Origin of the sequence: Streptomyces sp. NPDC058872 (assembly GCF_042743065.1) — a bacterium.
Classification (GTDB): Bacteria; Actinomycetota; Actinomycetes; order Streptomycetales; family Streptomycetaceae; genus Streptomyces.
Genome location: NZ_JBHYMK010000013.1, coordinates 126,508 through 151,472 on the forward strand (window position 1 = coordinate 126,508; position 24,965 = coordinate 151,472).

Consider the following 24,965-nt stretch of genomic DNA (forward strand, 5'->3'; position numbering starts at 1 on the left):
CGTTCGGGCCTGACGGTGGGCCGTTCGGCCCCTCCCGGAGCCCGGTCGCGCGGCGGAGGGTGGTGACGCGGGACGGCGCACCGTCCGCCCCCCTCAGGAGGAGGTGTGGCGATGAAGCACATGAAGGTCGGCGGCCTGATGACCGACGGCGTGGTCTCCGCCCTTCGCGCGACGTCGTTCAGGGACGTGGTGAAGATGCTCGCCGAGAACGACATCAGCGGGGTTCCCGTCGTGGACGGGGACGACCGCGTCGTGGGCGTCGTGTCCGAGAGCGACCTCCTGGCCCGCCACGACCTGACGGCCGGGGAGCTGATGACGAGTCCGGCCGTCACGGTCCACGCCGAGGAGACGGTCGCGGACGCGGCGCGGCTCATGGTGCGCCGCGGGGTCGAGCGCCTCCCCGTCGTCGACGAGGAGGAGCGCCTGGTCGGCATCGTGACCCGCCGCGACCTGCTCTGCGTCTACCTCCGCCCGGACGCGGAGGTCCGGCGCCGCATCCGCGAGGACGTCCTCGCGGGCGCCATGGAGCTGTCCGGGGACGCGGTGGACGTGCACGTCCTCGACGGCGTGGCGACCCTCTCCGGGCGGATCAGGCGACGGAGCCAGGCCCTGGTGCTCGTCGAGCTCGCCGAGAGGGTGGACGGGGTGGTCGCCGTCGTGGACAGGTTGTCCTTCCAGGAGGACGACAGGCGCCCCGCTTCGCCCAGCCGGGCCCCCCTTTCCCGGTGACCGACCTCAGACAGGACGAACCGTGTCTCCCACCGCTCTGACCCGACCGATCGTGACCTCGATGGTCGAGGACGCCGTCACGGCCCCCTCGATGCACAATGCGCAGCCCTGGAAGTTCGTCGCCGGGACGGACACCGGGACCATCGCGCTGTACGGCGATCCGCAGCGCGCCATGCCGCGTGAGGACCCCTCCCACCGCGCCCTCCACCTGGGCTGCGGTGCCGCCCTGTTCTGCCTCCGGGTCTCCGCCGCGCACCGGGGCCTCCGGCCGGTGGTGCGGCTGTTGCCCGCCGCGGACGACCCCTGGCACCTCGCCGACGTGCGCTTCGACGGTCCCGAGGGCGCCGACGACGACCTCGGGGTGCTCCACCCGGCCCTGGGACAGCGGCACACCAGTCGCTTCCCCTTCACGGAGGAGCGGATTCCGCCCGAAGTGACCGACGGTCTCCGTGCCGCGGCCCTGCTGGAGGGGTGCCGGCTCGTCGTGCCGGGGGCGTGGCACACCGACACCGTCATGGGGCTCGTGCACGCCTCCGAACTGTTCGAGGCCGCGGACGAGGCCGTGCGCGCGGAGATCGCGGCGTGGACCCGCACGGGCGCGGCCGGGGAGGGACCCGACACCGAAGGCATCCCCGCGTACGCCTTCGGGCCGAGGCAGTACGACGTGACCTCCCCGGTCAGGAACTTCGGCGCACCCCGCCAGGTCCCCGATCGTGCCGCGGCGCGCTTCGAGAAGGCGCCGCAGATCGCACTGCTCGGGACGGTCGGCGACGGTCCGGAGGATTGGTTGAAGGCCGGCCAGGCCATGCAGCGGGTCCTCCTGCAGGCCACGCTGGACGGTCTCGCCACGTCGCTCATGTCCCAACCGTTGGAGTGGCCCGAGCTCCGTTCCGACGCCCGCGACCCGGGTTCGACGATCGGTTTCGTCCACATGGTGATCCGGCTGGGCTACGGCCCCCGGGGACGCGCCACGCCCCGCCGGCCCGTCTCCGAGGTGCTCGCCTTCGGCTGACCCTCCCCGCTGCCCCTCTCCTCGCGGCGGAGCCCGTCACAGTCGGAACCAGCGCTCCTGGCCGGGCTCGACCGCGAGTCGTCGGTCGCCGGGGAGGACCACGGTGAGCGGGCCCGCGGGCGAGTGGGGCACCCGGACGGCCAGCCGGCCGGGAAGGATCCGCAGGCGCACCCCCCGGTGGCGGCCGACGCACAGGGTGAAGGCGAACCGCGGGATCTGGGCCAGCGGCACCGGAGCCACCCTGAGTCCCTCGGGGCCCGTCTCCAGGCCGGTGATCCCGCGTTCGACGAGGTCGATCGTGCCGGCCATGGCACCGAGGTGGACGCCCTCGCCCGTCGTCCCGCCCTGGACGTCGGCCACGTCGGCGAGCAGGGCCTCCTCGCAGTGGCGCCAGGCGTCGGCACCCTTCTGGCGGGCCAGCACCCAGCCGTGGACGAGGCTGCTGAGCGTGGATCCGTGACTGGTGCGCCGCAGGTGGTACGAGACGGTCGCGCGCCAGGTCTCGTCGTCCAGCGGGTAGCCGAGCCTGCGGAAGAGTCCGTACAGCTCCTCGACCCGGAAGAGGTAGCCCAGCATGAGGGTGTCGGCCTGCTTCGACGCCTGGTAGCGGTTGACCGTGTCCCCCTCTGCCTCCAGGATCCGGTCGAGCCTCCGGATGTCGCCGTACCGGTCCCGATAGGCCTCCCAGTCGAGCTCCGCCAGGTCGCCGTACCCCTCGAACTGGCTCACCACCCCCCGGTGGAACGGAACGTACAGGCGACGGGACACCTCTTCCCAGCGGGCGAGTTCGTCCTCGTCGAGCGACAGCTGCTCCGCCAGCTCCGAGCGGCGGGCAGCGGGCAGTTCGTCGAGCAGGTCGAGGCCCCGTGCGAGCACCCAGGCGGCCGTCACATTGGTGTAGGCGTTGTCGTCGATGCCGGGGGTCGCCGCACCGGGGTAGGCGTCGTGGTACTCGTCGGGCCCCACCACGCCCCGGATGCGGTACCGGTCGAGCGCCGGATCGTAGGTGGCGGTGCCGGCCCAGTAGCGGGCGACCTCGAGCAGCACCTCCGCACCGGCGGAGTGCAGGAACCCCCGGTCGCCGGTGGCCCGCGCATGGCGCCAGACGTTGTACGCGACGGCGGAGCCGACGTGGCGCTGGAGCCGCGAGTGATCCGCCAGCCAGCGGCCGGAGCGCGGGTTGAGGTGGAGCTCCTGGGTCTCTTCGCGCCCCGAACTCGCGCTCTGCCACGGGTACACGGCTCCCCGTTGGCCGGCGGCGCGGGCCGCGGCGCGGGCCGCCGGCAGACGGCGGTGGCGGTACATCAGGAGCGCCCGGGCGACTTCCGGGAAGTGGAGGTCGAGGTAGGGCAGCACGAAGAGTTCGTCCCAGAAGACGTGCCCCCGGTAGGCCTCGCCGTGCAGTCCGCGTGCGGGGACGCCCACGTCGAGGTCGGCCGTGTGCGGGGAGAGCGTCTGCAACAGGTGGAACACGTGCAGGCGCAGGATGCGCCCCGCCTCCCCGGGCACGTGGAGTTCGCCCTGTTCCCACACGCGGCTCCAGGCCGCCCGGTGGGCGGCCAGGAGCCGGGGGAAGGCCGGGGCCTGTTCGATGGCGTCGACGGCCGCGGCGAGCGGATCGGCGGCCGGCCAGTCCAGCGAGGTGCACAGCGCCAGGGTCTTCACGACGGTGACCGACCGGCGGGGCACGATCGGCAGCCGGTAGGTCTGCACGGTGCCGTCCGCCGAGGCGGTCTCCCACGCGGGCCGTTCGGGGTGGGTGGTGGTCCGCACGGCCAGGGCGATCGTGACGCCGGGGTCGGTCGTGCGGCAGGAGAGCCGGGCCGTTCCACCGGGTTCGAAACCGGCCCGGACGTGGGTGAGGTGGTGCCCGTCGAGGTGCCGGTAGCGCTCGACCCCGGCGTTGGTGACGGTGCCGTCGAGGAGGGACTGCACTTCGACGGAGCCGCGCCACCCGTAGGCGCGGAACAGGCTGTGCTGGGCCGCGAGGCCGGGGTCGCCCATGTGGACGACGCGGACGTGGCTGACCCGCAGGCCCCGTCCGTGGGCGTCCTCGAAGAACAGGCGTCGGGTCAGCACCCCCGCACGCAGGTCGAGTTGCACGTCGGAGTGGCGGAGTGCGGCTGCGTCGGGCGTCAACCAGTCGCCGGGCGGCCCGTCGTCCGGGAGGCAGCGGTAGCGCAGCAGCGTCCAGTTCGGGAGGTTGACGAGGTCCTCGTTCTCGACGCGTTCCCCCGCGACGACCGAAGTGCGCCGGTCGTAGCAGCCGGCCAGGTAGGTGCCGGGGTAGTGGGCGCCTCCGGCGGCGCACTCGGGTGCGGAGCCCCGGGTGGCGAACCGGCCGTTGCCGAGGGTGCAGAGGGCTTCGACCAGGGGCTCGCGCCCCGGGTCGTAGTGGTCGTAGCTCCAGGTCCAGTCGTGGCTCATCCGCGGTCGCTCCATATGCTCCGGACCAGCGTCACGAGGTCGGGCACCACCAGGTCGGCGCCCTGTCGGCGCAGCGGGGCGGTCGCGCTCCGGGATGCGGTGCGGTCGACGCCGACGACCAGGCCGAAGCCGCCGCGGCGCGCCGCCGCGACTCCGGGGAGCGCGTCCTCGACGACCGCGGTCTCCGGGGGACGGAGGCCGAGGAGGGCCGCGGCCCGCAGGAACAACGCCGGATCCGGCTTGCCGGCGAGGCCCAGCCGGGCGGCGTCCTCCCCGTCCACGATGCCGGCGAGGAGGTCGGCGAGCCCGGCGGCACCGATCAGTGCACGGGCGTGCCGGGAGGCGGACACCGCGACACAGGGCACTCCTGCCGAGCGGAGCTCCGCGAGGGCGGGGCGGGCGTCCGGGAAGGCGCGGACGCCCTCGGTCCGGACGAGGTCGGCGAACGCCCGTTCCTTGCCCGCCGCCACCGCCCAGACGGTCGCGCATCCCGGCGGGTCGCGGGGCGTTCCGGCGGGCAGCCCGAGGCCCCGGGCCGCGAGGACAGCCGCCGCCCCGTCGTAGCGGGGCCGGCCGTCGACGAACCGGCGGTACTCGGCATCGGCGTCGAAGGGCGGCTGCTCGGCGTCCGTGACCGCCTCCAGACAGGGGTCCAGTGCGGCCTTCCAGGCCGCCGCGTGCAGACCGGCCGAGTCGAGGAGCACGCCGTCCGTGTCCAGGACGAGGGCCCGCGGCGGACCGGTCCCGGAGCTCCGACCCGGATCCGGCGCGCCGGGCGGCTTCACGGGGCCCTCCGGCCCGCCGCTCCCGTCGCCGCGGTGGCCCCCGGCCACGGGGCTCCCGGCGGTTCTCCGCCCGTGCATGGGCCGGTCGGCCCCCGGGAGGGGCCCGTACGGACTCTCCGGGCGGGACCGGTCCGCGTGCGAGGGTGGGACCGGGTAGGCGTTCCGAAGGAGGGCCGGACATGTCCGAGGCAGCCCCGAGCACGGCGCCCGTGACGCCGCGACCGGCCCTGCTCAGCTTCCTGGGCGGGGTGGGTACGGTCACGGGAAGCAAGTTCCTGGTGGAGAGCGACCATGCGCGGATCCTCCTCGACTGCGGACTCTTCCAGGGTTTCGCGGCTCTGCGCCGCCGCAACTGGGAGCGGTTCGCCCGGGACGCGGCGGACGTCGACGCCGTGGTCGTCACCCATGCCCACCTCGACCACTGCGGCTATCTGCCCCGCCTCGTCCGCCAGGGCTTCCGGGGGCCGATCCTGACCAGCGCGGCCACGGCCCGGCTGGCCGGGATCGTGTTGCGCGACAGCGCGCGGCTCCAGATGGAAGCGGCCCGGCACGCGAACGAACACGGCTGGTCGAAGCACCGCCCGGCCAAGCCGCTGTACGACGACTCCGACGTCGAGAAGACGCTCGCGTTCTTCGACCCGGTGCCGGTGGGTGCCGAGGTGGAGGTCATGGCCGGGACCAGGCTCCGGCTGCACCACGGAGGGCACATCCTGGGCTCGGCGTGGGCACACCTGACCCTGGAGGACGGGCACTCCCTGGCGGTCTCCGGCGACCTCGGCCGACCCGGCCACCCGCTGCTGTTGCCCCCCGAGCCGTTCTCGGGTGCGGACGTGCTGCTGATGGAGTCCACGTACGGCGACCGGCGGCACGACCAGGCGTCCGCGAGGTCGGAGTTCGCCGCCGTGATCGCGCGGGCCCTCGCCCGGGGCGGCACCGTCGTCATCCCGGCCTTCGCGATCGACCGCACCGAAGTCGTCCTGCACGAGCTGACCAGGCTGCGCGAGAGCGGCGTCCTGCCGCGGTCGGTCCCGGTGTACGTGGACAGTCCGATGGCCCTGGCCGCGCTCGACGTGTACCGGGAGGCGGTGCGAGGGGGCTCCGCGGAGCTTCGGCCGGAGATCCTCGCCGAGGGCGAGGCGGCGCTGCGGCCGGAGCCGTTCCTCGCCGCACGGACGGTGCAGGAGTCCATCGAGATCAACCACGTCGAGGGGCCCGCCGTGATCGTCTCCTCGGCCGGCATGGCCACCGGCGGCCGGGTCCTGCACCATCTGCGCAGGTTGCTCCCCGATCCCCGCAACGCCGTCGTGGTGGTCGGCTTCGCCGCGGCCGGCACCCGCGCACGGGACCTGGTGGACGGGGCGCGCACGCTGAAGATGTTCGGCGAGTACGTCCCCGTGCGGGCCGAGGTGGCCGACGTTCCGCACTTCTCGGCCCATGCGGATGCGGAGCAGATCGTCGACTGGCTGCGCGGCGCCCCTCCGCCGCACACCACCTACCTGGTGCACGGCGAACCGGCGGCGGCCGCCGCCCTGCGCGACCGCATCGACCACGAGTTGGGCTGGACGGCCGTCGTCCCGCGCTCCGGCGAGGCCGTCCTCGTCCGTTGACCCGGGCCGTTCGGACCCCGGGGGTGCCCTGCGCGGCCCTCCCGGCGTCCGGCCGGGTGCAGGACGCTGGGGGGAAAGAGGAGCAGGAGGACAGGAGCGGGCCATGAGCGACCAGCCGTTCACCGTCGCCGACGTGATGACCAAGAGGGTCGTCGCCGTCCAGCCCGGGGCGGAGTTCAAGGAGATCCTCGCCGCCATGGAGCGGTGGGGGGTGACCGCGGTACCGGTCATCGAGGGCGAGGGCCGTGTGGTCGGGGTGGTCTCCGAGGCGGACCTGCTCCTCAAGGAGGAGTTCCACGACCACCGCCTCGGCCTCGTGGAGCAGTTGCACCGGGGGAAGGCCATGGCCAAGGCAGGCTCTCGCCGGGCCGAGGACCTGATGACCTCGCCCGCCGTCACCGTCGATCCGGGTGCGTCCCTTCCCCGGGCGGCCCGTCTCATGGCCGCCCGCCGGGTCAAGCGGCTGCCGGTCGTGGACGCGAGCGGCACCATCCAGGGGATCGTCAGCAGGGCCGACCTCCTCAAGGTCTTCCTCCGTACGGACGAGGACCTCGCCGCCGAGGTGCGGCGCGAGGTCGTCGAGCACCTGTTCCCCCTCTCCCACCGGCAGGTGGAGGTCCGTGTCGACGGCGGTGTGGTGACCCTGTCCGGCGAGATCCGCGACACGGCGCGCGTGCCGCTCGCGGCCCGTCTGACCCGGGCCGTCGAAGGGGTCGTGGACGTGCGGTGCGAGCTCACCGCCGAGGACCGGACATAGCCCGGGCCGGCGCCGCCGCTCCCGGACCGGTGGGCGCGGGCGGGGGCGGGGGCGGCCAGAAGAGAGGATGGCGAGCGATGAGGCACCGCAGCGTTGCGGATCTGATGACCCCCACGGCCGTCAGCGTCCTTCCGGGAACGACGTTCAAGGAGATCGCCCGGCTCCTGGACGAGTTCGACATCACCGCGGTGTGCGTGGTGGACGGGGCGAACCGTCCCCTGGGCGTGGTCTCGGAGGCGGACCTCGTCCGGCGCCGCTCCGCCGGCGCCGGACCCGACACGGCGGGCACGCTCATGACGAGTCCCGCCGTGGTCGCCCGGCCCGACTGGAGCGCGGTGCGCGCCGCCCGGGTGATGGACCGCTCCAAGGTCAAGCGCCTGCCCGTGGTCGACGACGACGGACGGCTCGTGGGCGTCCTCAGCCGCAGCGACCTCGTGCAGTTGTTCCTGCGCCGGGACCGGGCGATCCAGGAGGAGATCGTCGAGGACGTCGTCACCCACACCCTGGGGCTGAGCCCTTCCGCACTGTCGGTGGAGGTGGTGGACGGCGAGGTCACGCTCAGCGGCACGGTCGACCGCCGTGGCCTCGCGCCCGTGCTCCTCAGGCTCTGCAACAGCGTCGACGGCGTCGTGGGGGTCGTCGACCGGCTCACGTACGGCGACGAGGAATCGACGAGGAAGTGACGACCATGAACACCCCGAGCGTCCCGTCCGCTCCCGTGGCGGTGACGGCCGAACTCGACGGCCGGCTGTCCCGTTGGCTCTGGTTGGTCAAGTGGATCCTGGTGATTCCGCACTGGATCGTGCTGTTCTTCCTCTGGATCGCGTTCTTCGTGGTGACGGTGATCGCCTTCTTCGCCATCCTGTTCACCGAGCGCTACCCGCGGGGCCTCTTCGACTTCAACCTCGGGGTGCTCCGGTGGTCCTGGCGCGTCGCGTACTACGCGTACGGAGCCCTCGGGACCGACCGCTACCCGCCCTTCAGCCTGGGGCCCGAACCGGACTATCCGGCGCGGCTCGACATCGCCTACCCGAAGCAGCTGTCCCGCTCGCTGGTCCTGGTCAAGTGGTGGTTGCTCGCCGTCCCCCACTACCTGGTGCTCGTCTTCCTCACCGGAGGCATGCGCGGCGGCTGGTGGAGCGGCGGCCTGATCACCCTGCTCACCCTCATCGCCGGCTTCGCCGTGGCCTTCACCGAGCGCTATCCGCGCGACCTGTTCGACCTGGTCGTCGGGTTGAACCGCTGGGTCCTGCGGGTCGCCGCCTATGCGAGCCTGATGACGGACGCCTACCCGCCCTTCCGCCTCGACCAGGGCGGCGCGGAACCGGCCTCCGGCGCCGCCCGCTGAGGGGCTTCGCCGTTCCGGGGCGGGGCGGTCCCCTTGCTCCGGGGTGGTCCCCTTCCTCCGGAGGGCGGTCAACCGACTCCGGGGCGGGGCGGTCACTCGTCATCGCCCTCCGGCGGTCCGCCCGGCCTCCGGAGCCGTCCCGACCACTCGGGTTCGACCTGCTCCCACTCCTGCTCCCAGACCGCGAACCGTCGGGTTCGGGCACGCCGGCCGGCCAGGACGAGCAGGCCCGCTCCGGCCGCTCCGACGGCGGCCGTGGCCAGGCTTCCGCCCAGGAGCGAGGTCAGCGCGCGGTCGGCGGCACCGCCCGGGGGCCGGGCGGGGGTGCCCGTGTCGTCGACCCAGATGGTCACGGTGTGCTTGGGGGGCGTCCCGGCGGGGACGTGGATCGACCCGGACCGGCGGACGTTCTCAGGGTATTGCCAGACCGCCGGTGCGACGGCCCTCGGGGCAGCGCCGTAGCGGGCGCTGGCGGGCGGGGCCTCGGCCGGCCCCGTGGTGGTGGCCGCGACCTGGTGGCGGTGGAGGGCGAGTTCGCGGTCGGTCCGGCCCCCGGTGTTCCACAGGCTCACGGCGGCGACGGCGCCGCACACCAGGGCGATCACCAGGACCAGGGCCAGTGCGAGGCGCCCGCCGGGGACCCTCCCGGACGGCATGCGTCCCGGGTCCGGCGGCGTGCGACGGTGCATGACACACCTCCGGGTGGATCGGCCGGCGGGACGGTGGCGCCGGTCAGTTCGTGGTGCCGAGGTCGGTCCCGATGTGATGGGCCCACTCCTGGATCCGTGCCGGGTTCCGGAAGTCCCCGCCCTTGCCGTGACGGACCATGGACCGGGCGATCAGGTCGGGGTTGTCGGCGGTCACGGCGCCGCCGAAGGTGATGTGCTCCCGTGCGCCGAGCCGTTTCATCCGCCGGGCGACGCCGCGCACGGGCGGGATGTCGTGCCGTTCGGCCGAGTCGTCGACGGGACCGCTGCTGAACAGCCAGACCGGTCGTCGACGGAGTTGCTCGGCGTTGCGCCGGGCGCAGCGACGCGCCTTGCCGTTCCACCGGCCCGCGTAGAGGGCTCCGCCGAGGACGACGCCGTCGTAGCCGCTGACGTCGCTGACGGTGTCGGCCGGCAGGACGACGGCGTCGATGCCGTCGGCCTGGAGCGTCCGGCCTATCTCGTCGGCTATTCCCTTGGTCGCGCCGTGCTTGCTGCCGTAGGCGACCAGAACCCGTTTGCGGTTCATGCCCGTTCGCCTCCGCTCGTGGTGTCGATGCGCTTCACCGGAATCCTCCGTCCGGTCGTGGCCGTCTCGTCCGGCACCGGGATGCGCACGGTGAGGATGCCGTCCGCGTACGAAGCCTCGACGTCGTCGGCGGGGATCGTGGCCGGGAGCCGGACGGTCCTGCGGAACGATCCGTAGCGGAACTCCGAGTGCTCCTTGTCCTCGGTGCCCTCGCCGTGCTCCGCGCTCACCGTGATGAGGTTGTCGTCGACGGTGATGGAGATGTCGTGCTCGGGGTCCATTCCGGGGAGCTCGGCCCGGAGCACGTACGCCCCGTCGCCGCTGCTCACCTCGACGGGAATGGAGTGGGCCGCCGCACCGGGCCGCCACCCGGGCAGCCCGGGGAACTCCCTGCCGAACCAGTCGTTGAAGTCGGGGAAGCGGCTGTGCCTGCGCTCCACCTTGCCTGTGGTCATCGTTCTGCTCCTCGTCGTGCGGGGCCCCGGCGGGTCGCCACGGGCCCGGGTCGGTGGGGACGGCCACCGGGGCCTGGATGCCGTCAGCAGCAGATCTCCTCGACGAAGTGCCCCACCCGCTCCTCCGGGAGGTGGCGGGCCAGGTCGGCCTCGCTGATCATGCCGATCAAGCGGTGGTCCTCGATCACGGGCAGCCGGCGGATGCGGTGGTCCTGCATGGTGCGGAGCACCTGTTCGCTGTCCGCGTCGGCAGCCACGGTGATCGGCTTGCCCTGGGCGAGGTGCCCCGCGGTCATCCGCGCCGGGTCCTTGCCCTTGGCCAGGCACTTCACCACGATGTCCCGGTCGGTGATGATGCCGTGGAGCCGGTTGTCCGGCCCGCAGATGGGCAGTGCGCCGACGCCCAGTTCGCTCATGCGGCGTGCGGCGTCCATCAGGGTCTCGTTCTCCTGCACACAGCTCGCGCCGGTGTGCATGATGTCCCTCGCGGTGGTCATGGTCTCGTTCTCCCTTCCGCCCCCTGCTGGTCGTCCCGGTCGGAGCACCGCGGTTCAGAGGAAGAGCGCCGACACCCGGACGGTCTGGACCGGGCGACCGGGCCGTCCGACCGGCGCCTCCGGGAACCGTTGGCGGGTCCCGCCCCGCCCGGACGACGGATCTCCCCCGGGCGTCCGTCGCCCGCGTCGGGTCGCCGGCTCGGCCTCCCGGACGACCCGGTGCCGTGTCTTCCTGGGCATGGTCACTCCTCCCTCCGTACGGGGTCGTTCCCCCGCGTCGACTCGGCCCGGGCCACGTGCCCCTTGACCGCGGCGAAGCTGTCCGGTGCCACCGAGATCGAGTCGAGTCCGGCCTCGACCAGGATCGCGGTGAACGCCGGGTCATCGCTGGGCCGTTGCCCGCAGAGTCCGACCGGACGGCCGGCCTCGTGGGCCCGGGCGACGAGGGTCCTGATGCTGCGGACGACGGCCGGGTCCCGCTCGTCGAAGACGTGGGCGAGGGCTTCGGAGTCCCGGTCGACGCCGAGGGTGAGCTGGGTCAGGTCGTTGCTGCCGATCGAGAACCCGTCGAAGCGTTCGGCGAACTCGCGGGCCAGGATGACGTTGGACGGTATCTCGGCCATGACGTAGACCCGGAGCCCGTTCTCGCCGCGCACCAGCCCTTCTCCGGCCATCACCGCGAGCACGCGGTCGGCCTCGTCGAGGGTGCGGCAGAAGGGGATCATGACGATCACGTTCGTCAGTCCCATCCCGTCGCGCACCCGCCGCAGCGCGCGGCACTCGAGCGCGAAGCCCTCGCGGTAACCGTCGCTGTAGTACCGGCTCGCCCCGCGCCAACCGATCATGGGATTGGCCTCGTCCGGTTCGAACGGGCGGCCTCCCAGGAGTTTGGCGTACTCGTTGGTCTTGAAGTCGCTGGTGCGCACGACGACGGGTGCCGGCCAACGCGAGGCGGCGATGCGGGCGATGCCGTGGGCCAGTCGGTCCACGAAGTACTGTCCGCGGTCGCGCCGTCCTTCGGTGATCTGCTCGACGAGCCTTCGGTCGTGTGCGTCGAGCCGCTCCGGGTGCAGCAGGGCCATCGGGTGGACCTTCACCTGGTGGGCGACGACGAACTCCAGGCGGGCGAGCCCCACGCCGTCGGCGGGCAGCCGCCACCAGCGGAACGCGGCCGAGGGGTCGGCCAGGTTCAGCATCACCCGGGTCCGGGTGGCGGGCAGTTCCGCGAAGTCGATCAGGGTCTCCTCGTAGGGCAGCAGTCCGTCGTAGACGCGTCCGCTGTCCCCTTCGGCGCAGGAGACCGTCACCTCACGGCCCGCCCGCAGGATCCGGGTGCCGTCCCCGGTTCCCACCACGGCGGGGACGCCGAGTTCACGGCTGACGATGGCCGCGTGGGACGTCCGGCCGCCGTGGTCGGTGACGATGGCCGCGGCCCGTTTCATGACGGGCTCCCAGTCCGGGTCGGTGACGGAGGTGACGAGGACGCCCCCCGGCGGGAACCGGTCGAGGTCCACGGGGGCGTCCAGCGCGACCACCGGACCCCGACCGATCGCCTCGCCGACGGCGGTGCCCTCGACGAGCGGTTCCCCCGGAGCGGTGGTGAGCCGGCAGCGGGTGAGCGTCGCACCGCGCCGTCGCGACTGCACCGTTTCGGGGCGGGCCTGGACGATCCAGAGCTCGCCCGTGCGACCGTCCTTGGCCCACTCGACGTCCATCGGGCAGCCGTAGTGCTCCTCCAGGGCGACCGCCCAGCCGGCCAGGGCACGGATCTCCGCACCGTCAAGGACCCGCTGGTTCCGTTCTTCGGCGGGGGTGTCCACGGTGCGCGTCGACCCGGTGTCCGCGTAGACGGTCTTGAGCCGCTTGCTGCCGATGCGGACGTCGATCACGGGGTCGAGGCGGGGATCCTTGGCGCTCGGCTTGAAGACCGTGTACTCGTCGGGGTCGACCCGTCCGCTGACCACGGTCTCCCCCAGGCCCCAGGCGGCACTCACCACGACCACGTCGGGGAAGCCGCTCTCCGGGTCGAGGGTGAAGGCGACCCCGGCGCCGGCGAGGTCGGAGCGGACCATCAGTTGGACGCCCACGGACAGGGCGACGGCGAGGTGGTCGTAGCCCATCCGCTCGCGGTAGTCGATCGCCCGGTCGGTGAACAGCGAGGCGTAGCAGCGGGTGCAGGCGTCCAGGAGGGCATCGGCGCCACGGACGTTCAGATAGGTCTCCTGCTGTCCGGCGAAGCTCGCCTCGGGCAGGTCCTCGGCCGTCGCGCTGCTGCGCACGGCCACTTCGGGGTCCTCCCGACCGGCTTCCCGGGCGAGCCGGCGGTACGCCGCGAGGACCGCGTCCCGCAGGGCTGCGGGCAGCGGTTCGGCGAGGAAGAGGGACCGCACGGCCGCCCCGACCTCGTCGAGTCGGGCGCCCGCGTGCAGCCGGTCGATCCGTGCCGTGACGCGGCCGCGGAGGTCGTGGGAGTCGAGCAGCTCCGCGTAGGCCTCGGCGGTGGTGGCGAAGCCCGGGGGGACCCGGATGCCCGCGGCGCCGAGCCGGTTGGTCATCTCTCCCAGTGAGGCGTTCTTGCCGCCCACGCGGCTCACGTCGTCCCGTCCCAACTCGGTGAACGGGAGGACGCGGGGCGCCCGTTCCTTCGTTTCCCTGCTCGTCTCCATGGCGCTGCGGCCTCCTCAATGCGGCCGGGGCCGGGCGGCCGGGTCGCAGGGGGCGGGGGGTCGGGGGTCGATCGGGGTGCACCGCACGGGTCCTCACCTCTCCGAGGGTTCGACGGAACGGCCGGCGGGGCCTTGCTCCCCGGCGCCGTCCCGTGCCGTGTCGGGGTCGGTCGGGGCGCCCTGGTCCTGGCCGGTCCCCGGGGCCCGCGGCCGGCCGTTCCGCCGTCCTTCCCGATCCGGGAGGGGCGCGACGACCACCGGGCACTCGGCGCGGTGCACCAGGCCGTGGACCGTCGAGCCGAGGCGCATGCCCGCGTAGCCTCCGCGCCCCCGGCGCCCGATGACCAGGGCGAGGGCTTCCCGGGAAGCGCGGGCCAACTGCTCGACCGGGTGTCCCCGCAGGACCTCTCCGGTGATGTGGACGTCCGGGTACTGCTCCGCCCAGCCCACGACGGCCTCGGACAACAGGCGCCGGCGCTCGGCCGCGCCTTCCTCCTCATCGCCGTGCGGCCGGAGGGAGCGGGGCCAGACCCAGACCGCGCGCAGGCGGGCTTCGCGCAGGCTGGCCTCCCTGACCGCGAACGCAACGGCTTCCCGACACCCCTCGCTGCCGTCCACTCCGACGACGAGGGTCGGCGGGTGGGTGGCGGTGTGTTCCGGAGACCGGACCACGACGACGGGGCAAGCGGCGTGCGCGGTCAGCGGCACGACCACCGATCCCTCGCTCAGCAGCTCGGCGGCCGGACCGAGGCGGCGCGATCCCACGACGGCGAGTGCGGCGTGCGCGCTCTCCTCCCGCAGCACCGCGGCCGGTGCCCCCGCCACGAGTTCCGTCGTGGTCCGCAGTCCGGGGTGCAGGTCCCGTACCAGGTCCTCGGCATTGGCGAGGGCGGACTCGGCGCGGATCCGGAGGGCGGCGTGATGGGCGAGCGCGTCGTACCAGAACCGCTCGTGCACGGGTGGGACGGCGACCACCAACCGCAGGCGGAGTCCGCGGCGCGCGGCCTCGTCGGCGGCCCAGACCAGTGCCGGAACCGAAAGGTCGCGGGGATCGACGCCCGCCAGCACGTCGTTCATTTCTCCTCGCCCGGGTGGACGAAGGCGGTCGGGACGATCTCGACCGGGCAGTGCGCGTGGTGGATCAGGGTGTGCGCGACGCGCCCCAGCGAGGGCCCGACCCCCAGCGGGCGGTGATCACGACCCATCACGATCAGGTCGGTGCGGCTGCTCGCCTCGATCAGGATGCCGGGCGTGCTCGTCCCCGTCTCCAGGTGGTGCCCCACGATGAGGTCCGGGTACGCGTCGCGGACGCGGTCGGCGAGCTCCTTCACCTCGTGGACGCGCTGCCGGGCGATCCCGTCGAGGTCGTCGAGCATGGTCGCGACGCTTCCGACGTGGGCCAGCACGTTCCACACGCTCACGATGCGCAGGGCCGCCTTGCGGGCCTCGGCCTCCGCCGCCGCGAGAAGCAGCCACCCCAGGTCATCCGCGTCGTGCACGGCCGCGGTCACGGAGCCCGTCTCGGGACGCTCGCCCTCCCCCCGCACGACGATCACGGGCACCTCTGCCCGGGCCGCCACGCCCAGTCCCACGGAGCCCAGCATGAGGGCGGAGAAACCGCCGAGTCCACGGTGCCCCACCACGATCGTCCCCCGGCGGCCGGCGGCGGACCGGAGGCCCGCGACCGGCTCCTGACGGCTCAGCTCCTTGGTGACGGCAAGGTCCGGGAAGCGTTCCTGCACCGCGCTCACGGTGTCGTTCAGCAGGTCCCGACCGGCTTCGCGCACTGCCTGGAGCGTCTCGGCCGTGGCGTAGAGGGCCCGGCGGTCGGTGTCGGCGGCGTGCACCAGGTGCAGGGCCCGGCCCCGGCGGTCCGCCTCGTCGGCGGCCCAGAGCGCGGCCGTGCGCGCGGCGGGTGACCCGTCGACCCCCACGACGACGGCGCCGAGCTCCGGTCGAACGGGGATCTCGGTGTTCATGGCTCCACCTCCGCGGTACGCCCGGGGCTCGGGAGCACTCCCGAGGCGACACCTCCACGCTGACACCGCTACGGCCCTCCCCGGGATGGGCCGTTCGGTCCCCATCACGACCTGCCCGGCCCTGCTGGCGCGTGCAGGAGCGGCGACACCCTGGGGTCCTGGACGTCCCCGCCGGTCCGGACCCCGGACGGAGGGGACCCGCGTGAGGAGGCGCGCCATGACAGCGCAGGTCACCGTCGGCCTGGACGGCTCCGCAGAAAGCCTCGCCGCAGCACGGTGGGCGGCGGGGGAGGCGGTGCTGCGCGAGGTGCCCCTCAGGCTGGTGCACGTGGAGGAGTGGCCGAACACCCCGGAGGTACCGGTCCCGTACGCCCGCACCCCGGCCGAACGGGCGGCGGAGCTGTTGCAGGAAGAGGCGGACCGCGCCCGGAAGGACCATCCCGACCTCGACGTGCGCGTCGAACGCGCCCGCGGCCGGGCGGCCGAGGAACTGACGGCCGCGGCGGACGAATCCGACCTCACCGTACTCGGTTCGCGGGGGCTCGGCGGCGTCCTCGGCTTCGTCGTCGGCTCGGTGTCGCTCGCCGTCGTCGGCGCGGCGCGGCGGCCCGTCGTCCTGGTGCGGGCGGAGGAGGACCGGGCGGCCCCCGAGGGCGGGATCGTGGTCGGGGTCGACGTCTCCCACCCGTGCGAAGCCCTGCTCGCGTTCTCGTTCACCGAAGCCGCCCGCAGGAACCTGCCGCTGCACTTCCTGTACAGCTGGACGCTTCCCGCCTCGTACGGCCATGCGGCCGTCATGGACCCGGGCATCGGCGAGGAACTGGGCAACCGCCTCCTCGGCGGCCTCGACGACCTGCTGGCACCGTGGCGGAAGCGGTACGGAGACGTGGACGTGACCGCGAAGGCAGTGGTGGGCTCGGCCGCGTACCAGTTGGTCGCGGCGGCCCGGGACGCACACCTCGTGATCGTCGGTCGCCGGAACCGCAAGGTCCCCCTGGGGCCGCACCTGGGCCATGTGGCGCACGCGGTCATCCACCACAGTGCCGCCCCCGTCACGATCGTCCCCCTGCCGTGAGGGCGACGGGACCGTACGCACGGAGGACGGGACCGTACGGAGGGGAGCAGCCCGCACCTGCCGCGTCGGCGTCTCGGACGGCTCCACCGGTTCCCGGACGGAACTCGGACGGCTCCACCGGTTCCCGGTTGGAAGGCGGGACCGGCTCCGGTGAATCGGGCGACCCCGGTGCCGACCGGACGGACCCGGTGGCGCGGACCCCGGGGTCAGCTCCCCGGGCCGGTCCCCGCCGTGCCCTCCGCACCGCCGCCCGGCTGCCCGGGGGACGTGCCCGGGGCGCCCGGCACCAGGATCCGCCGTCCGGTCACCCGACGCGGTGAGAGCGTCACCACGGTGTCCCGCCCCTCCCCCGCCCACGGCGTCGAGTGGACGGCGTCCTTGACCCTCCGCGCGGCGTCCTCGTCCGACACCGTGCGCGCCGGCCCGACCACGAGCACGCTCCACCCCTGGCTGAAGGCCTCGTCCAGGTGGTCCTCCTCGAAGGCGACCTCCGCGCCGGACGTCGAGGCACGGGCGAGGGACGAGTCGGCGGCGGTCATGAAGGCGATCTCTCCGTCGACGACCTGGTAGTTCACGGGAAACAGCGCCAGCCCGTCCTTCCCCTCGACGGCGACCCGGCCGACGCCGTGGTCATCGAGCAGTGCCCAGCACTCGGCCTCGCCCATCTCTTCCACCCGTGCCCGGTAGCCGGCGGTCGCCCCACCGGGCGCGAGGTCAGCCGTGTACCCGGTGAGGTCCTGGACCGTGGTCTCCAGGGCGTTCGCGAGGCGGACCAGGAACTCGATTCCCGGCGTGGGCAGTCGCTCCTCCACATAGGCGATGTAGCCGGGCGTGGAGCCGGCGCGCGCCGCCACCTCGTCCCAGGTCAGGCCCAACTGGGTACGGCGCGCGGCCACCCGGCGGCCCAGGTCGCTCGCGGCGTGCGGAGGGTGCGGGGTGCGCCGGTCATCGGCCCTGTTCATCGTTGCTCTCCTTCCGTGGGCACCGGAAGCCGCCGGGGTACGACGGCGACCGGACACGAGGCGTGGTGCAGGGCGCGGTGGGCGACCCTGCCGAGCTCAAGCCCGAGGACCCCGTCCCTGCGCCGGGCCCCGACGACCAACAGGTCGGCGGCGGCGGAACGCTCGGTGAGCACCTTGTGCGCGGGGCCTTCGAGCGTGCTCCTGCGCAGGCGCACCCGGGGATGTTCCGCGGCCGCGGCGGCGAGTGCCTCCTCCAGCAGGGCGGAGGAGCGTTCCGCGGAGCGGACTCCTCCGCCGCCCTTGAGCAGGGGATGGGCGCGCGGCTCGTGGGCCGGGCGTCGCCAGGCGCTGACCGCGTCGAGTTCGGCGTCCCGGACCGCCGCCTCGCGGAAGGCGAACCGCACGGCCGGTGCGTCCACATCGTGCTCTCCGACGCCGAGGAGAACGCGCTCGTGGCGTGCTTCCAGGGCGTAGCGGTCCCCCCGGACCACGACGGCCGGGCAGCGGGAGCGGGCGGCCACCAGGAGGCCGACGGACCCCAGGAGGAGGTCCGCGAACTCGCCTCGGCCCCGGGAGCCGACGACGAGGAGCGTTCCCTCCAGGCCCGCATCGAGCAGTGCGCGGGACGCGTCCTCGGCCCGGACGTCCGTGGTGACCGCGAGGTCGGGGGCTCGTCGCCGGGCGCGTTCCGCCGCGGTGGCTGCGATGTTCTCGGCGAGGACCCGGCCCGAGGGGCGACCCGTGCTCCAGGCCGGTGCGACTCCTTCGTACCGCTCCCAGAGCGAGGCGTGCACGATGCGCAGGGGCAGGCCGTGCCGCACCGCCTCGTCGACGGCCCAGTCCACGGCCGCGAGGCTGGCGTCGGACCCGTCGACCCCCACCACCAGGGGCAGCTCCATCCGGCCCACCGCCTTTCCGGGTCGTAGGGCGACCTCCTGCCACGCTCGCACCGCGCGGAGCCCGGAAGATAGGGCCGATCGGTCCAGGACGCGGCCCGCCCGGACCGGGCGCGGGGAACGACGTACGGGCGGGGCACGGGAGGGGGCCGGGCAGCAGGCTCCCGGGACGGCGCCGAGGCCGTTCGGGTGCGGAGCTGCCCCGTTCGGCCCTTGTCGTCCCGGGGCGGGCGGCGGCACCCTCGCACCGACGGACGGGAGCACAGGAGTACGGGAGGCCCGTCATGAAGCACCCGCGTACCGTCGACGACGTGATGACCCACGCGGTGGTCTCCGCCAGGCTCGACGCACCGGTCAAGGAGATCGTCCGGTCCATGCGGCGCTGGGGCGTGAGCGCCGTTCCCGTGCTGTCGGCCGAGGGGCGGGTGGTCGGCGTGGTGTCCGAGGCGGACGTGCTCGGGAAGCTTCCGGGCGGGGATCCCGATGGTGCCGGAGCAGTGACGGCGGGCGGGTTGATGTCGGCGCCGGCCGTGACCGTTCCCCGTGGTGCCACGCTCGCCGGGGCCGCGAGGCTGATGGGGCGGGGGCGTCTCAAGCGGCTCCCCGTGGTGGACGAGGACGGGCGGCCGGTCGGTGTGGTCAGCAGGGGCGACCTGCTGAAGGTCTACCTCCGCTCCGACGCCGATCTCGCGGAGGACGTGCGCCACGAACTCCTCGCGCACCTGCTGCCTTGGGGCGACGCCGCACTCGTCGTCCGGGTCGTGGACGGCTCGGTGACGCTCGCCGGGCGTCTACCGCAGTCCGTTCCTGCCGAACTGGCCCTGCGCCTGACCCGGACCGTGCCCGGTGTGGTGGACGCGGTGGCGGAGTTCACGGCCGCCTAGCGGCCCGCGTGCCGTGCGGCGCGAAGTGTTGGACCCGCGCGTCCGGGCCCGGGAAGACCAGCGTGACCCGGCCGGTGTCCGACCAACGGACGTCGAAGGGCGGGGTGCCGTCGGCATGGTGCAGCCCGACGACCTCGCCGTCACGTCCCTCGTCACCGACCGTGGCACCACCGACGATCAGCCGGTCTCCGACACGGGCCCACAGCCCGGCCGGGTGTTCTTGCCGGCCGGCTCGCTCCCCTTCCCGGTCCTGCCGGGTTCCGGTCGTGGTCATGGCCCCTCGCCTCCTGGGAACCGTGCTTCCCCCCAGCGTGCGTCCGGGCGGTCGTCCTCCATAGGGGCCAACAGTCCCGGAAGGGGACCGTTCGGCACTGCCCCGGGTCGGGCCCCTCGCAGCAGGGTGGGAGCTACCGGGTCCACGGCGTCCCGGGAAGGAGGACCGTCATGCAGCACCGCACGGTTTTCGAGGTGATGACGCACGACGTGGTCACCGCCTCCCCGACGACTCCGTTCAAGGAGATCGCCCGGCTCTTCGCCGATCACGACGTCTCCGCGGTGCCGGTCGTCGACGCGGAGCGACGCGTCCTCGGCGTGGTCTCGGAGGCCGATCTGCTGCGGTCCACCGCCGAGCTCCCCGACCTGGAGGGCCGCTGGACGGGCGTCCGTCTGCTGTCCCGGGAACGGGGACTGCCGGATGCCGAGACGGCCGCCCAGTTGATGACCTCGCCGGCCGTCACCGCCCAGGCGAACTGGAACCTCGTCGAGACGGCCCGGACGATGCAGCGCAAGGGGGTGAAGCGGCTTCCCGTCACCGACGAGACCGGCCGACTCGTCGGGGTCATCAGCCGCAGTGACCTGTTGCGGCCCTTCCTCCGCGGGGACGCGGCCATCCGCGACGAGATCGAGCACGACGTCCTGGCCGGCACCCTGCGCCTCGCCCCCGACACGATCCGGGTGGACGTCGACGACGGCGTCGTCACCCTGACGGGCCGGGTCGAGGAGCGCGCGGACATCCCCGTGATCGTCCGGCTCTGTCGCTCGGTCGACGGAGTCGTCACCCTGCACCCGTCGATCGAGTACGCCTACGACAACCTTGCGCTCGACGTGGAACCGCCCCGATGAGCGCCCCGCGGGTGCGGTGGCAGGCACCGGTCCCATCCGACCACGATGGAGAGGTGACCGGGTGCGCCCCACCGGTCCTCGGCCCCGGGGAAAGCCGCCCCGTCCGCCCGGCGGACGGGGCCACGGCGTCCGCGCACGGAAGGAGAGGCTGATGCGTCACCGCAGGATCGACCGGCTGATGACCCGCGAGGTGGTGAGCGTCCGTGGCGACACCCCGTTCAAGGAGGTCGTCCGCACGCTCTCGCAGCACCGGGTGACCGCGGTTCCCGTCCTGGACGGGAAGGGCCGCGTGGTCGGGGTCGTCTCGGAGGGTGATCTGTTGCGCAAGACGGCCGACCAGGCCGCCGCGCCGGACGGCCTGCCGGCCGTTCCCGATCTGGAGGCGTGGGAGCGGGCGAAGGCGGAGGGGACGCGGGCCGAAGAGCTGATGTCCGCGCCCGCGGTGTGCGCCCGTCCGGACTGGACCGCGTCGGAAGCGGCACGGCTGATGGAGGTCCAGGGCGTCAAGCGCCTCGTCGTGGTCGACGAGGAGGACCGGTTGGTGGGCATCGTCAGCCGTCGGGACCTGCTCGGCGTCTTCCTCCGCTCGGACGGGGACATCCGTCGGGAGATCGTCGAGGACGTGCTCGGCGCGACGCTGCGGATCGACCCGTCAGCCGTGGCCGTCGAGGTGCGCGACGGACGGGTGGAGCTCAGCGGCGCATTGCCCTTCCGGGGGATGATCCCGGCGATCGAGCGCATGTCCGCAACCGTCGACGGCGTGGTGTCGGTCTCCACCACCCGTCTGGCGTACGACGTGGATGACACCCGACGAGGAGGTGCACGGTCATGACGCGGAGCATCGTGGTCGGCCTGGACGGTACGGACCAGGCGAAGGCCGCCGCGGAGTGGGCCGCGGAGGAAGCCCTGTTGCGGGGCACCGGCGTCCATCTGGTGTACGCGAAGGAGCCGGTCTCCGAAGCCGTTCTGTCGCTCGTGGCGCACGAGTCCGAGGACACGTGGGCGGAGGAGCTGTTGACGCGCACGGCCGGTGAGCTGCACGAGCACCATCCCGGTCTGTCGGTGACCACCCGGGTGCTGCCGATGGGCCCCGTGCCGGGGCTCGTCGGTGCGGCCGAGGACGCCGAGCTGCTGGTCCTCGGCTCACGGGCGCTCGGTGCGGTGGCGGGCTATCTGGTCGGCTCGGTCGGCCTGACGGTCGCCGGTGCCGCCGAGCGGCCCGTCGTCCTGGTACGGGTGGGGGCCGAGGCAACCGCTCCACGGGGGCCCGTCGTGGTCGGGACCGACCTCCGGCAGCCCGTGGAGACGGTACTGGGCTTCGCCTTCGAAGAGGCCGCGCGGCGCCGCTCCCCGATCCACGTCGTGTACGCGCAGCAGCTTCCGCTGTTCGCGGGCCTGGGCCCCGCCATGGTCCCGGACGTCCGCCTCGCCGTGGCCCCGGAGATCGAGCGCTCGCTCGATGATCTGTTGGAGCCCTGGCGCGCGAAGTACCCCGAGGTCGGGACCGAGGCCCGGGTGGTGCTCGGATCGGCCGGTCTCGCACTGGTCGGGGCGGCGGCGGGCGCCTCGCTCGTGGTGGTGGGCCGGCGCACCCGCCATTCGACCCTCGGTGCGCACATCGGCAGCGTGGCCCACGCCGTGGTGCACCACAGCCCGGTGCCCGTGGCCCTCGTCCCGCACGACTGAGCGCGTGCCGCACGAGGAGAGCGGTGAGACGCGCACCGCACGGGCGGAACGGGAGGGGCACCCGTCGACCGTGCGGCCGGGGCGGGCCGACCGGCGGTGTTCTCCCCTCGGCCCCGTCACCGGGCCACACGGCCGTCCCGCGTCCCGGACGGACGCGGGACTCATGGTTCCTCCCCGCGCAAGGCCTTCAGGCGCCGGCGGTACTCCTCCTCGTCGATCTCACCGCGTGCCAGCCGCTCGCCCAGGATCTGTTCGGCCGAGGTGGTGGGGCGGGACCCCGACGGCCGCTCCGGGGAGCGGCCCAGGGCGCGGAAGAACATCACCGCGAGAGTGATGAGGAGCCCCCAGAACAGCACCATGCCGGCGGACATGGCGAACCAGCCCCATCCGTTCATGCCGTTGCCGTACCAGAACATCATCGCCGCTCACGCTCCCGGCCGTCGGACCGGGCGGGAGTCGGGCACCCCCGCCCCCGGTCCGCCCGTCACCTCCAAGGTGCCCGGCCGGGAACGCTCGGCACAGGGCCGACCGGCCCTCGGCCCGAGGCCGGCCGGTCTCCAACCGAGCCGACCGGCCGGCGACCGGAGCCTCCGCGGCCCGGAACCGGCGCGGCACGCCCGGGACACCGACGGCGGGGCGCCGCAGGGGCGTCTGCGGGCGGCCCCGGATCACCGGTGCGTTTCCCCGACCGCTTCCGGACGCGGGCACGAGGCCGGTCAGGGCCGGTCAGGGCCGGTCAGGGAGTGGTGGCGCCCGGCTGGTAAGGGGCGCCCAGGAGTTCGGCGAGTCCCCGACGGGTGGCGGCGATGACGACGCGGTCCTCGGGGCGCAGGACGTAGCCGGGATGCAGGTCCCACAGCAGTTGGGGGGCGTCCCCCACCTGGTGCGAGGAGGCCAGGTCGGGGCGGCGGGCCGTGGGGGCGGCGGTGTCCAGGGCGAGGACGCGCCAGGCTCCCGGACGGAAGGCGTCGGCGACCGTGCGGCCCTCGAACTGGGGGTGCCCGGCCACCAGCAGGGCGGCGAAGAGCAGCACCTTGCGTTCGACGGGGATGGCACCGAGGATCTGGCGGCCCATCATCGCGCCGGCGAAGGCGGGCGCCGCCAGATGGGAGACGCTCCGGCTGCGGGTGAGGGCCCGCGGGTGCGCGGCACGCAGCGTGCGGTAGACGGCGGTGGCGAAGTCGTCGTCGTAGAGGCGCAGGGCGACGCGCAGGTCGGGCTTGACCGAGCGGGCGTACAGCGCGGCTTCCAGGTTGGTGGTGTCGGAGCTGGTGAGGGCGAGCAGGGCGTGCGCCCGGTGGATCTTGGCGGCCTCCAGGACGCCGTCCTCGGTGACGTCACCGAGGACCACGGGGATGCCGTGACCGCGTGCCAGCGGGATGCCTCGGGCGTCCGGGTCCTCCTCGACGCAGACGACGGGGATGTCGAGCTCCCGGAGCCGGGCGAGGACCCGGGTGCCGATCTTGCCGAGGCCGAGGAGGACGACGTGGCCGGACAGGCCCCGGGGCGGGCGGCTCAGCGCGCCCGCCGCGCGGAAGGTGCCGAGCGCTTCCAGGGCACCGGCGACGAGGAGGGGGAGCAGGGCGAGGCCGACGAGCCCGGAGAGGAGTTGGAGGACCTGGTGGGTGACCGATGCGTCGATCGCGGGATCGTTGATCGCGAAGAGGTCCAGCAGGGTGACGTACGCGGCGTGCACGGGGTCGGAATCGGTGAGCAGCGTGGTGGTGAGCGTCAGCGCGAACACGGAGGCGACGATGCCGACGAGCGCCCATCGCAGGCGGCTGGAGAAGAGCTCGCGCCACGGTGCCCCCCGACGCGCCCGGCGCCGGGAGGACAGGGTGGGGCCGGCGTACCGGACGGTCTCCAGGACCACGCTGCCACGACCGCTGGCGCCCGCCACGGCCCTGTCGTCGGGCAGGAGCAGGGGTCCCTGGGGGCCGCTGGACTCCGAGCCTTCGGCACCTGCGGGGTCGGAGGTGGTGGAGGACAGCAGGGCCAGGGTGCACAGGCCGGGGTCGGGCACCTCGTCCCGTCCGGGCGGGGTGCGTTCTGCGGCGCGCAGGAGCACCCCGTCGGCCTGGACGATCTTGCTGGTGCCGGCGACGGCGGTGGCGGCGAGCGCGGGGGCCGCCGTGTCCGCGTCGGAGAGGACGGTGGTGGAGGCGTCCAGGACCGCCCGGTCGCTCTCGGGTCCGGACAGCAGTGTCGCCTGGTCGAGGAGCTCTTCCAGGTGCTGCCCGAGCTTGCGGTTGTACATGCGGACCACGAGCCGCAGACCGGGGCTGAGCCGGCGGGCGGCGAGCGCGGCGCGCAGATTGGTCTCGTCGTCCTCGTAGAGCAGGGCCAGGGCCGCCGCCCGGTCCACTCCGGCCCGCAACAGCGCCGCTTCCGTGGGGGAGGAGGACACGACGTCACGCGGGTGCGGGACGCCGGTGACCGGCTCGTCGGTCCGACGCAGCAGCCGGGCCGCCCGGATCAGCACGGCGGAGCGGCCGGTCGCGCCGGCCGGGTCGCCGGGGGCGACGAGCACGACGCGCTGGCGGTACACGTCCCGCAGTTCGGCGGCGAGACGGTGTGCGAGACCGTCGTCGCCGCAGACGACCATGTGGCCGCCCTCCTGTGGCTGTCCGATGTGCTGGTGCGGTAGCACGGTCACGATTCCCCCGGTGTCGAATGGGACCCGCCCGATGGCACGGGCGGATCAAGTGTCGATCATGGTTGCTCCTCGACCGTCACCGCCCTTCTGCGGGGGTGCCTCTATGTCCTTCGTCAAGGTCGAGCGCGTCATGCGGCGGCCGGTTCGGGGGTGCGGGTCTCGTAGAAGGTCCCGTCGCGGAGCATG

General features: G+C 73.8%; 26 protein-coding genes. 11 read left to right on the top strand and 15 right to left on the bottom strand.

Annotated elements, in window-relative coordinates:
• The first annotated feature begins 111 nt into the window (after window positions 1–111).
• Together ACFW22_RS11120 and ACFW22_RS11125 are read left to right on the top strand one after the other, a co-directional pair.
• The gene (locus tag ACFW22_RS11120) at window positions 112–729 is read left to right on the top strand and encodes a CBS domain-containing protein (RefSeq protein ID WP_386401586.1); all 618 of its coding nucleotides are present in this window, start codon (window positions 112–114) and stop codon (window positions 727–729) included.
• A 61-nt stretch (window positions 730–790) separates the two neighbouring features.
• Window positions 791–1,741, top strand: coding sequence for an Acg family FMN-binding oxidoreductase (locus ACFW22_RS11125; RefSeq protein WP_386401642.1), 951 nt, complete (start codon window positions 791–793; stop codon window positions 1,739–1,741).
• A 36-nt stretch (window positions 1,742–1,777) separates the two neighbouring features.
• On the opposite strand, the gene ACFW22_RS11130 is transcribed toward ACFW22_RS11125, so the two are convergent.
• Both ACFW22_RS11130 and ACFW22_RS11135 read right to left on the bottom strand, forming a co-directional pair.
• A complete protein-coding gene (locus ACFW22_RS11130; RefSeq protein ID WP_386401588.1) occupies window positions 1,778–4,168 on the bottom strand; it encodes a glycoside hydrolase family 65 protein in 2,391 nt (796 codons plus the stop codon).
• A complete protein-coding gene (locus tag ACFW22_RS11135; RefSeq protein ID WP_386401590.1) occupies window positions 4,165–4,953 on the bottom strand; it encodes an HAD family hydrolase in 789 nt (262 codons plus the stop codon). The genes ACFW22_RS11130 and ACFW22_RS11135 overlap by 4 nt, the downstream gene beginning before the upstream one ends.
• 179 nt (window positions 4,954–5,132) lie before the next feature.
• On the opposite strand from ACFW22_RS11135, the gene ACFW22_RS11140 reads away from it, so the two are divergent.
• The 4 genes from ACFW22_RS11140 (at window position 5,133) to ACFW22_RS11155 (ending at window position 8,665) form a co-directional block, all read left to right on the top strand.
• The gene (locus ACFW22_RS11140) at window positions 5,133–6,560 is read left to right on the top strand and encodes an MBL fold metallo-hydrolase RNA specificity domain-containing protein (RefSeq protein WP_386401592.1); all 1,428 of its coding nucleotides are present in this window, start codon (window positions 5,133–5,135) and stop codon (window positions 6,558–6,560) included.
• A 103-nt stretch (window positions 6,561–6,663) separates the two neighbouring features.
• Entirely contained in the window at window positions 6,664–7,317 is a 654-nt protein-coding gene (locus tag ACFW22_RS11145; protein ID WP_386401595.1) for a CBS domain-containing protein, read from the top strand.
• A gap of 77 nt (window positions 7,318–7,394) precedes the next feature.
• Window positions 7,395–8,000: a CBS domain-containing protein gene (locus ACFW22_RS11150; protein ID WP_386401597.1), complete on the top strand. Its 606-nt coding sequence runs from the start codon at window positions 7,395–7,397 to the stop codon at window positions 7,998–8,000.
• A 5-nt stretch (window positions 8,001–8,005) separates the two neighbouring features.
• Window positions 8,006–8,665: a DUF4389 domain-containing protein gene (locus ACFW22_RS11155; protein ID WP_386401599.1), complete on the top strand. Its 660-nt coding sequence runs from the start codon at window positions 8,006–8,008 to the stop codon at window positions 8,663–8,665.
• 92 nt (window positions 8,666–8,757) lie between these two features.
• Here ACFW22_RS11155 and ACFW22_RS11160 read toward each other — a convergent pair whose 3' ends face one another.
• From ACFW22_RS11160 to ACFW22_RS11195, 8 genes are all read right to left on the bottom strand, one after another.
• Window positions 8,758–9,354 (bottom strand): hypothetical protein, encoded by a 597-nt coding sequence (locus tag ACFW22_RS11160; RefSeq protein ID WP_386401601.1) that lies wholly within the window; start codon window positions 9,352–9,354, stop codon window positions 8,758–8,760.
• 43 nt (window positions 9,355–9,397) lie between these two features.
• Complete coding sequence (locus ACFW22_RS11165) at window positions 9,398–9,901, bottom strand: flavodoxin domain-containing protein (protein ID WP_386401603.1); 504 nt, start codon at window positions 9,899–9,901, stop codon at window positions 9,398–9,400.
• The gene (locus ACFW22_RS11170) at window positions 9,898–10,356 is read right to left on the bottom strand and encodes an Hsp20/alpha crystallin family protein (RefSeq protein ID WP_386401605.1); all 459 of its coding nucleotides are present in this window, start codon (window positions 10,354–10,356) and stop codon (window positions 9,898–9,900) included. Before ACFW22_RS11170 ends, ACFW22_RS11165 begins: the two co-directional genes overlap by 4 nt.
• 83 nt (window positions 10,357–10,439) lie before the next feature.
• Window positions 10,440–10,853, bottom strand: coding sequence for a CBS domain-containing protein (locus ACFW22_RS11175; RefSeq protein ID WP_386401607.1), 414 nt, complete (start codon window positions 10,851–10,853; stop codon window positions 10,440–10,442).
• Window positions 10,854–10,907: 54 nt separating this feature from the next.
• Window positions 10,908–11,093, bottom strand: a complete 186-nt coding sequence (locus ACFW22_RS11180; protein WP_386401609.1) for a hypothetical protein — start codon at window positions 11,091–11,093, stop codon at window positions 10,908–10,910.
• A 2-nt stretch (window positions 11,094–11,095) separates the two neighbouring features.
• Entirely contained in the window at window positions 11,096–13,519 is a 2,424-nt protein-coding gene (ppsA, locus tag ACFW22_RS11185; protein WP_386401611.1) for a phosphoenolpyruvate synthase, read from the bottom strand.
• A 93-nt stretch (window positions 13,520–13,612) separates the two neighbouring features.
• Window positions 13,613–14,596 (bottom strand): universal stress protein, encoded by a 984-nt coding sequence (locus tag ACFW22_RS11190; RefSeq protein ID WP_386401613.1) that lies wholly within the window; start codon window positions 14,594–14,596, stop codon window positions 13,613–13,615.
• On the bottom strand, window positions 14,593–15,498 hold the full coding sequence (locus ACFW22_RS11195; RefSeq protein WP_386401615.1) for a universal stress protein: 906 nt from the start codon (window positions 15,496–15,498) through the stop codon (window positions 14,593–14,595). Before ACFW22_RS11195 ends, ACFW22_RS11190 begins: the two co-directional genes overlap by 4 nt.
• Before the next feature lie 217 nt (window positions 15,499–15,715).
• Here ACFW22_RS11195 and ACFW22_RS11200 point away from each other — a divergent pair, with 217 nt between their 5' ends.
• Complete coding sequence (locus ACFW22_RS11200) at window positions 15,716–16,573, top strand: universal stress protein (RefSeq protein WP_386401617.1); 858 nt, start codon at window positions 15,716–15,718, stop codon at window positions 16,571–16,573.
• 206 nt (window positions 16,574–16,779) lie between these two features.
• Here the strand turns inward: ACFW22_RS11200 and ACFW22_RS11205 are convergent, their stop codons facing one another.
• Entirely contained in the window at window positions 16,780–17,535 is a 756-nt protein-coding gene (locus tag ACFW22_RS11205) for a helix-turn-helix domain-containing protein (RefSeq protein WP_386401619.1), read from the bottom strand.
• On the bottom strand, window positions 17,532–18,434 hold the full coding sequence (locus ACFW22_RS11210; protein ID WP_386401621.1) for a universal stress protein: 903 nt from the start codon (window positions 18,432–18,434) through the stop codon (window positions 17,532–17,534). Before ACFW22_RS11210 ends, ACFW22_RS11205 begins: the two co-directional genes overlap by 4 nt.
• 281 nt (window positions 18,435–18,715) lie before the next feature.
• Here ACFW22_RS11210 and ACFW22_RS11215 point away from each other — a divergent pair, with 281 nt between their 5' ends.
• Window positions 18,716–19,315, top strand: a complete 600-nt coding sequence (locus ACFW22_RS11215) for a CBS domain-containing protein (protein ID WP_386401623.1) — start codon at window positions 18,716–18,718, stop codon at window positions 19,313–19,315.
• Here the strand turns inward: ACFW22_RS11215 and ACFW22_RS11220 are convergent.
• A complete protein-coding gene (locus ACFW22_RS11220) occupies window positions 19,302–19,589 on the bottom strand; it encodes a DUF1918 domain-containing protein (RefSeq protein ID WP_386401625.1) in 288 nt (95 codons plus the stop codon). The two genes, ACFW22_RS11215 and ACFW22_RS11220, sit on opposite strands and share 14 nt — an antisense overlap.
• A 170-nt stretch (window positions 19,590–19,759) precedes the next feature.
• Here ACFW22_RS11220 and ACFW22_RS11225 point away from each other — a divergent pair, with 170 nt between their 5' ends.
• From ACFW22_RS11225 to ACFW22_RS11235, 3 genes are all read left to right on the top strand, one after another.
• Window positions 19,760–20,437 carry a CBS domain-containing protein gene (locus ACFW22_RS11225; RefSeq protein WP_386401627.1) on the top strand — a complete coding sequence of 226 codons (678 nt, stop codon included), beginning with the start codon at window positions 19,760–19,762 and terminating at the stop codon, window positions 20,435–20,437.
• Between the two features lie 151 nt (window positions 20,438–20,588).
• A complete protein-coding gene (locus tag ACFW22_RS11230; RefSeq protein WP_386401629.1) occupies window positions 20,589–21,269 on the top strand; it encodes a CBS domain-containing protein in 681 nt (226 codons plus the stop codon).
• Window positions 21,266–22,123 carry a universal stress protein gene (locus tag ACFW22_RS11235; protein WP_386401631.1) on the top strand — a complete coding sequence of 286 codons (858 nt, stop codon included), beginning with the start codon at window positions 21,266–21,268 and terminating at the stop codon, window positions 22,121–22,123. The genes ACFW22_RS11230 and ACFW22_RS11235 overlap by 4 nt, the downstream gene beginning before the upstream one ends.
• 161 nt (window positions 22,124–22,284) lie before the next feature.
• Here ACFW22_RS11235 and ACFW22_RS11240 read toward each other — a convergent pair whose 3' ends face one another.
• Both ACFW22_RS11240 and ACFW22_RS11245 read right to left on the bottom strand, forming a co-directional pair.
• Window positions 22,285–22,542: an SHOCT domain-containing protein gene (locus ACFW22_RS11240; RefSeq protein ID WP_386401633.1), complete on the bottom strand. Its 258-nt coding sequence runs from the start codon at window positions 22,540–22,542 to the stop codon at window positions 22,285–22,287.
• A 317-nt stretch (window positions 22,543–22,859) separates the two neighbouring features.
• The gene (locus ACFW22_RS11245; RefSeq protein ID WP_386401644.1) at window positions 22,860–24,728 is read right to left on the bottom strand and encodes a potassium channel family protein; all 1,869 of its coding nucleotides are present in this window, start codon (window positions 24,726–24,728) and stop codon (window positions 22,860–22,862) included.
• Between the last annotated feature and the right edge of the window lie 237 nt (window positions 24,729–24,965).